The sequence below is a fragment of the Deltaproteobacteria bacterium genome, from assembly GCA_016875225.1.
Lineage (GTDB): Bacteria > Myxococcota_A > UBA9160 > SZUA-336 > SZUA-336 > VGRW01.
In genome coordinates this window covers 1-6,258 of record VGRW01000126.1, presented here as the reverse complement: position 1 = coordinate 6,258, position 6,258 = coordinate 1, and the positions used below count along the sequence as shown (strand labels likewise).

Sequence of the window (6,258 nt, the reverse complement as noted above, 5' to 3'; positions counted from 1 at the left end):
GCGCACGCGAGCTACTTCCGCCCGCACCCGCCCTACGCAGCGGCCGGGCATTTCTCGCGCGCCTACGACCCTGCGGCGATCGCGGCGCCGATCCCGCCCGCGTCGAAGCGCCACCCGCTGCACGAGGGGCTGCTTCGCCACCGCGAGACTGCGGCGCCCGCGAGCGTCGAGGCGATCCGGAAGCTGCGCGCGCAGTACTTCGGGATGGTGAGCGAGGTCGACCACCAGCTCGGGCGCGTGTGGCAGGCGCTGGAGCGGCTGGGGTTCTGGGACGACACGTGGATCTTGGTGACCTCGGACCACGGCGAGGATCTCGGCGATCACGGGCTCGTCGGGAAGTCCGGCTACTTCGAGGGCTCGTACCACATCCTGGGAATCATCCGCGATCCGAGACACCCGCAGACCCACGGCTCGACGCTGGAGCGCTTCACCGAGAACGTCGACGTGTTCCCGACGCTCTGCGAGGTGCTGGGAATCGACGTGCCCGCGCAGTGCGACGGGCTGCCACTCACTCCGTTCCTTCGCGGAGAGACTCCGCCCTGGTGGCGAAGCGCCGCGCACTGGGAGTTCGACTGGCGCTTCACGCGCATTCCGCACGGCCCGCGCGTCTGGCCCTGGGACCGACAGCTGGAGCGGCAGCACCTGGCGGTGCTGCGCAGCGAGCGCTGCGCCTACGTGCAGTTCGGCGACGGATCGCACCTCTGCTTCGATCTGGCGGCGGACCCGACCTGGCGGACCGAGACCTCCGACGCCGCGCTCGTGCTCGCGCACGCGCAGGCGATGCTGACCTGGCGCTCGGAGCACGCCGAGCGGACGCTCACCGGAATGCTGGTCGAGAAAGGTGGGATCGGTCGCTGGCCGCCGATGCCCGACGGCTGGCGGCGCTAGCTCACTCCTCCAGATTCTCGTAGTACGGGATCTGGATCGTCGACTTGGCGGGCGTACCGGCGGGCGCCGGCGTCGGCGGGCGCGCGCCGCCCACCATCGCGACGGTGACCGGCGCGATCACCTTCGGGTCGGTCATCACGTTCACGCAGGCGGGCCTGCCGCTTGCGAACGCGCGCTCGAGCGCGGGGCGGATCTCGCCCGGATCGACCACGTACTCGGCGTGGCAGCCGAAGCCCGCGGCCGCGAGGTCGTAGCGCGTGGAGCCGAGCTCGGTCACCACGCGGCGCCCCTCGCCGTAGATCAGGTCCTGCCCGTGCGCGGACATGCCCCAGATCTGGTCGTTGTTCACCACCACCACGATCGGCAGGCCGTGACGCGCCATGGTGTCGAACTCGGCGAAGTTCAGACCCACCGATCCGTCGCCGACGATGCAGAGCACCGGGCGCCCCGGATGCGCGACCTTCGCCGCGATCGCGAACGGCATTCCGGTGCCGAGGCAGCCCAGGTAGCCGTGCGACATCCAGCTGCCGCCGCCGCGCACGTCGGCCACCATGTCCATCCACGACGCGGTCTCGCCGCCGTCGGCGATCACGATCGCGTCGCGCGGCAGCATCTTCGCGATCTCGCTGGTCAGCCGGTACGGGTGGATCGGGCCCTTCTCGGCGGCGAGCGCCTCGCTGAACATGAAGCGGTGGGCGTGTCGGACCTTCTGCACCGTCTCGATCCAGCCGCGATGGTCGCGGAAGCTCCTGCGCGCGGCCGCGGCGTCGAGTGCTGCGAGCGTCTCGCGGCAGTCGGCGGCGATTCCGACGTCGATCTCGCGGTTCCGGCCGATCTCGGCCGCGTCGATGTCGATCTGGATCACTCGCGCGCGGGACGGGATCAGCCGGCCGCTTCGCCCGCCGGTGAACAGGCCGAGTCGCGCGCCGACCACGAGCACGCAGTCCGCCTCCGCCTTTCCCGCCTGCCCCGCGATCGCAAGCGTCGCGAAGCCGCGGCCGCAGAGCGGGTGATCGGCCGGCACGAGTCCGTGCGCCTTCGCGTTGCTGAAGACCGGCGCGCCGATCCGCTCCGCGAATGCGACGAGCGCGCTGCCCGCGCCCGAGAACCACGCGCCGCCGCCGGCCAGGATCGCCGGCCGCTCGGCGGCCTCGAGCAGATCGAGCGCCTTCTCGACCACGGCCGGTGCCGGCGCCGGCGCGAACTCCGGGCGGATCCGCTCGGGCAGCTTCACACTCTCCTCGTCGACGCGCGCGAAGAGCACGTCGATCGGCAGCTCGAGGAAGACCGGGCCGGGCCGGCCGGTGGTCGCGATGCGCAGCGCCTGAACCGCCAGATCGGGGATGCGCTCGGTGTGCGTGACGCGGTGCGCCCACTTGGTGATCGGCGTGACCATCGCGACCTGGTCGATTCCGCCCTGCAGCGGCAGCGTCTCCGCCTCGCGTAGCGGCGCGGCTCCCGCGATGAAGAGCGTCGGAACGCAGTCGAGGTAGGCGTTCGCGATCGCCGTGACGCAGTCGGTGAAGCCGGGCCCGGCGGTCACCACCGCGACACCTGGCCTTCCGGTCGTGCGCGCCCAGCCGTCGGCGGCGTGGCCCGCCGCCTGCTCGTGGCGCGTATCGACGAGTTTCAAGCCCCGCGCCTTCGCGGCCTGCAGGATCGCGTCGAGGTGGCCGCCGTGGAGCGTGAAGATCGTGTCGATCCCCGCGCGCTCGAGCACCCGCACCAGCAATTCCCCGCCGTCGACCTTCGCCATCACGCGACCTCCTCTTGCGATCTTGCGGAAGTCTACTCCCTGCGCGAGCGGCGAGAAAACGCCAGATAGAACGGCACGCCGCTCGCGATCACCGCCAGACAGGCGAGCGACTCGAGCGGATTTCCGCGCAGCATCGCGAGCGCCACCAACGCGTTCGCGACCAGGTACGCGGCCGGCACCCACGGGTAGCCCCAGGCGCGGTACGGCCGCGGCAGGTCGGGTCGCTTGTACCGGAGCGCGTAGAGCGCGAGCGTGTCGGCGATGGTCGCGAGCACGATCGCAAACGTGGTGAAGTCGAGCACGCTGGGAAAGCGCCGCAGCACCAGGAGCAGCAGGCTCGCGACGCCCGCCTGCACCCAGATCGCCACGTGCGGAGTCTGGTACAGCGCGTGCACGCGGTCGACGCGCGCGAAGAAGCGCTGATCGAGCGCCATCGCATACGCGATCCGCGGCCCGACCAGGATCGTCGCGTTCAGCGTGCCCAGGATCGAGCCGAGCACGAAGAACGAAAGAACCCGCCCGCTCACCGGGCCGAAGAGCGCGTGCGCCGCGGCCTCGCCCGCGTTTCCCAGACCCCGCATCTGCTCGACGGGGATCGCGTACAGGTACACCAGGTTCACGGCCAGGTAGATCGCGATGCAGATCGCGAGCCCGAGGAAGAGCGCGCGCGGGATGTTCCGCTGCGGCTCGTGGATCTCGCTCGCGACGTAGACCGCGGAGTTCCAGCCCAGGTAGCTGAACAGGACCGGCGAGAGCGCGAGCCCGAACGAATAGAGCGAGATCCCGCCCGCGCCGCCGACGAGCGGGCGGAGATTTTCCGTGTCGCCCGCGTTCGAGCACGGAGCCAGCAGCACCAGCGCGGCGAGCGCGCCGATCTTGAGCAGCGCCATCGCATTGTTGAAGCGCGCGCTGTCGCGCACGCCCACGACGTTCAGCCAGCTCGCGCCGAACGTGGCTGCGAGCGCGACCAGGATCTTCCCGCCCTCGCCCAGGCCGATCAGCGGGTCGAGCGCCTCGGCGAATCCCGAGGCGAGCGTGGCGACCGTGCCGGTGAAGATCGCGAAGAACGAGACCCAGCCCATCTGGAAGCCCGCGAAGCCCGAGAACGCCTCGCGCAGATACACGTAGTCCCCGCCCGCGTGCGGGTACATCGAACCGAGCTCGGCGTTGGCGAGCGCGCCGGCCAGCGAGAGCAATCCACCGACGACCCAGACCGCCAGGATCAAGCCCGCGTGCGGCAGCCGGTCCGCGATCGCGCCGGGCGTCAGGAAGATCCCCGACCCGATCACCGACGCGACACAGAGAAGCGTCGCATCGCGCAAGCCCAGCTCGCGGCGCAAGCGATCGCGCGGGTGACGGTCCGGCTCTGCCCCCATGGTCGCTAGAGTACCTGTCGCGAGCCGGGGCGCGAGCCGGGGCGAAACCGAGTTCATGCGCGAGCGCTGTGACCTTCGACACGGTGGATCCGCGACCGGACGCCGATGGTGAGCCGATGACTCGGGTGACCCGTTTGCTCCGGATCCATCTCCGCACGGCAAGAGAGCGACGAAGCGCGCTGTCGACCGCCGGAATCGCGATCGCCGTCCTGCTCGGAGCTCGGATCGGGTCCGCCGAAGCGCCGGCCGCCGAGTTCGACCACATGCGCACGGGCTTCCCGCTCACGGGTGCGCATGCGAGAGTCGCCTGCGAGGCCTGCCACGTCGCAGCCGAGTTCCAGGGTACGCCTACGAAGTGCAGCGCCTGCCACGGAGGACCCGGCTCACGGGCGATGACCGCAAAGCCCGCGAATCACGTCCCCACCGCGGGATCGTGCGAGGACTGCCATACCGTCGAGACTTGGTCCCCCGCACACTTCGATCACATGGTGGCGACCGGAACGTGCGTGAGCTGCCACAACGGCACGATCGTAGGGGGGAAGCCGACGAGTCACCCCGCCTCCCCGAACAACTGCGAGATGTGTCATTCGACCACCGCTTGGATTCCGGCCTCCTTCGACCACGCCTCGGTCACCGGCACTTGCGCCACCTGCCACAACGGCACGACCGCCACGGGCAAGCCCGCGAACCACATCCAGAGCGCGAGCACCTGCGAGGACTGCCACACCACCACGGCCTGGACCCCCGCCCGGTTCGACCACGCCTCGGTCACCGGCGCCTGCGCGACCTGCCACAACGGCGCGACCGCCACCGGGAAGCCGGCGAACCACATCCAGAGCGCCAACACCTGCGAGGACTGTCATTCGACCCTGGCCTGGAGCCCCGCCCGCTTCGACCACGCCTCGGTCACCGGCGCCTGCGCCACCTGCCACAACGGCGCGACCGCCACCGGAAAGCCGGCGAACCACATCCAGAGCGCCAACACCTGCGAGGACTGTCATTCGACCCTGGCCTGGAGCCCCGCCCGCTTCGACCACGCCTCCGTCACCGGCGCGTGCTTCACCTGCCACAATGGAAGCACCGCCACCGGCAAGCCCGCGAATCACATCCAGAGCGCGAATACCTGCGAAGACTGTCACTCGACAACGGCCTGGAGCCCCGCGCGCTTCGACCATGCGAGCGTCACCGGGAGCTGCGGAACCTGTCACAATGGCACGACCGCGACGGGAAAGCCCCCGAATCACTTTGTCACGTCGATGGACTGCGTGGAGTGCCACACCACGACGCGATGGGAGCCGTCGACGTTCACCCACACGTCCGCCAACTACCCAGCCGGCCACCGGGGAACCTTCGCCTGCAGCGATTGCCACGCGGGAAACGCGCAGGCCAACGCCTGGAGCAATCCAAGCTACCAGCCCGACTGCGCCGGCTGCCACGCGTCGGACTTCCGGGCGGACCACCACAAGAAGGTCGAGTCGCCGCGCGTGCTCTACACGGTGAGCGAGCTTCGGGACTGCTCAGGTAGCTGCCACACTTATACCGACAGCTCGATGAGTCGGATCCAGACTTCGCGCTCCGGCGAACACAGCGCCTCCAGGGGCGGGTGGTGATCCGGCCGGGAGCCCGTTCCGGATCGATCGCGGCGATCGCGGCATGGCTCTCGCTCGCGCTCGTCGTCTGCGCAAACGCGCGCGCGGAATCCACCCTGCAGCGCGTCCTGGAAGGGATCGAAATCCGCGAGCGCGACGGCGAGGTCGACGTCGTCGTCCGATTCATGACGCCGGTTCGTTATCTGCGACATGCGCCGGCAGCCAGCGGGAGCACGCTTCAGGTTCAGATCGACCCCGTGTCGCTGGCGCCGCGCGCCATCGCGCCGCTGATCGGCAGCGAGATGCTCGCCGCGCCTTCCGGCTCTCCCGTGCCCCTCCTCGAGGTCGCCTACGAAGGCGGCCGGCCGGACGGCCGATATCTGGTGCTTCGGTTTTCGCGAAGCGTCGAGTTCCAGGTGCGGCAGGGAGGTGACTTCCGGAGCCGGTCAAGCGGCTTTAAGTGTGTAGAAGTTCTTGGGCGCGGAGAGCGCGTACTTTCTCCAACCGAGATTCATCGTGAGGGCGACGTAGGCCAGCAGGCGGTGAGTCGTCGTCTCCCCGCCGGTGATCTCCATCGCCTTCGTCCTGCGCTTGAACTCCTTGTTCACCCGTTCGATCGGATTGGTCGTGCGTAGGCTCGCCCAGTAGC

At 69.8% G+C, this 6,258-nt stretch carries 6 protein-coding genes; 2 read left to right on the top strand and 4 right to left on the bottom strand.

Going from position 1 to position 6,258, the window contains the following annotated elements:
- A partial coding sequence (locus FJ108_17510) for a hypothetical protein (protein MBM4337687.1) occupies positions 1-888 on the top strand: 888 nt, incomplete at its 5' end.
- A 1-nt stretch (position 889) separates the two neighbouring features.
- On the opposite strand, the gene FJ108_17505 is transcribed toward FJ108_17510, so the two are convergent.
- From FJ108_17505 to FJ108_17495, 3 genes are all read right to left on the bottom strand, one after another.
- Positions 890-2,644, bottom strand: a complete 1,755-nt coding sequence (locus tag FJ108_17505; protein MBM4337686.1) for a thiamine pyrophosphate-binding protein — start codon at positions 2,642-2,644, stop codon at positions 890-892.
- 32 nt (positions 2,645-2,676) lie between these two features.
- Positions 2,677-4,077 carry an APC family permease gene (locus FJ108_17500; protein MBM4337685.1) on the bottom strand — a complete coding sequence of 467 codons (1,401 nt, stop codon included), beginning with the start codon at positions 4,075-4,077 and terminating at the stop codon, positions 2,677-2,679.
- A 526-nt stretch (positions 4,078-4,603) separates the two neighbouring features.
- Positions 4,604-4,864, bottom strand: coding sequence for a hypothetical protein (locus FJ108_17495; protein MBM4337684.1), 261 nt, complete (start codon positions 4,862-4,864; stop codon positions 4,604-4,606).
- Positions 4,865-5,276: 412 nt separating this feature from the next.
- Here FJ108_17495 and FJ108_17490 point away from each other — a divergent pair, with 412 nt between their 5' ends.
- Positions 5,277-5,630: a hypothetical protein gene (locus FJ108_17490; protein MBM4337683.1), complete on the top strand. Its 354-nt coding sequence runs from the start codon at positions 5,277-5,279 to the stop codon at positions 5,628-5,630.
- Positions 5,631-6,055: 425 nt separating this feature from the next.
- Here FJ108_17490 and FJ108_17485 read toward each other — a convergent pair.
- On the bottom strand, positions 6,056-6,258 hold a 203-nt coding region (locus FJ108_17485), incomplete at its 5' end, for a hypothetical protein (protein MBM4337682.1).

What these genes read in the sequence shown, in the direction of transcription:
- FJ108_17500 (MBM4337685.1), bottom strand. Translation starts at nt 4,077, where the DNA reads ATGAACTCGGTTTCGCCCCGGCTCGCGCCCCGGCTCGCGACAGGTACT.
- FJ108_17490 (MBM4337683.1), top strand. Translation starts at nt 5,277, where the DNA reads ATGGACTGCGTGGAGTGCCACACCACGACGCGATGGGAGCCGTCGACG.
- FJ108_17505 (MBM4337686.1), bottom strand. Translation starts at nt 2,644, where the DNA reads ATGGCGAAGGTCGACGGCGGGGAATTGCTGGTGCGGGTGCTCGAGCGC.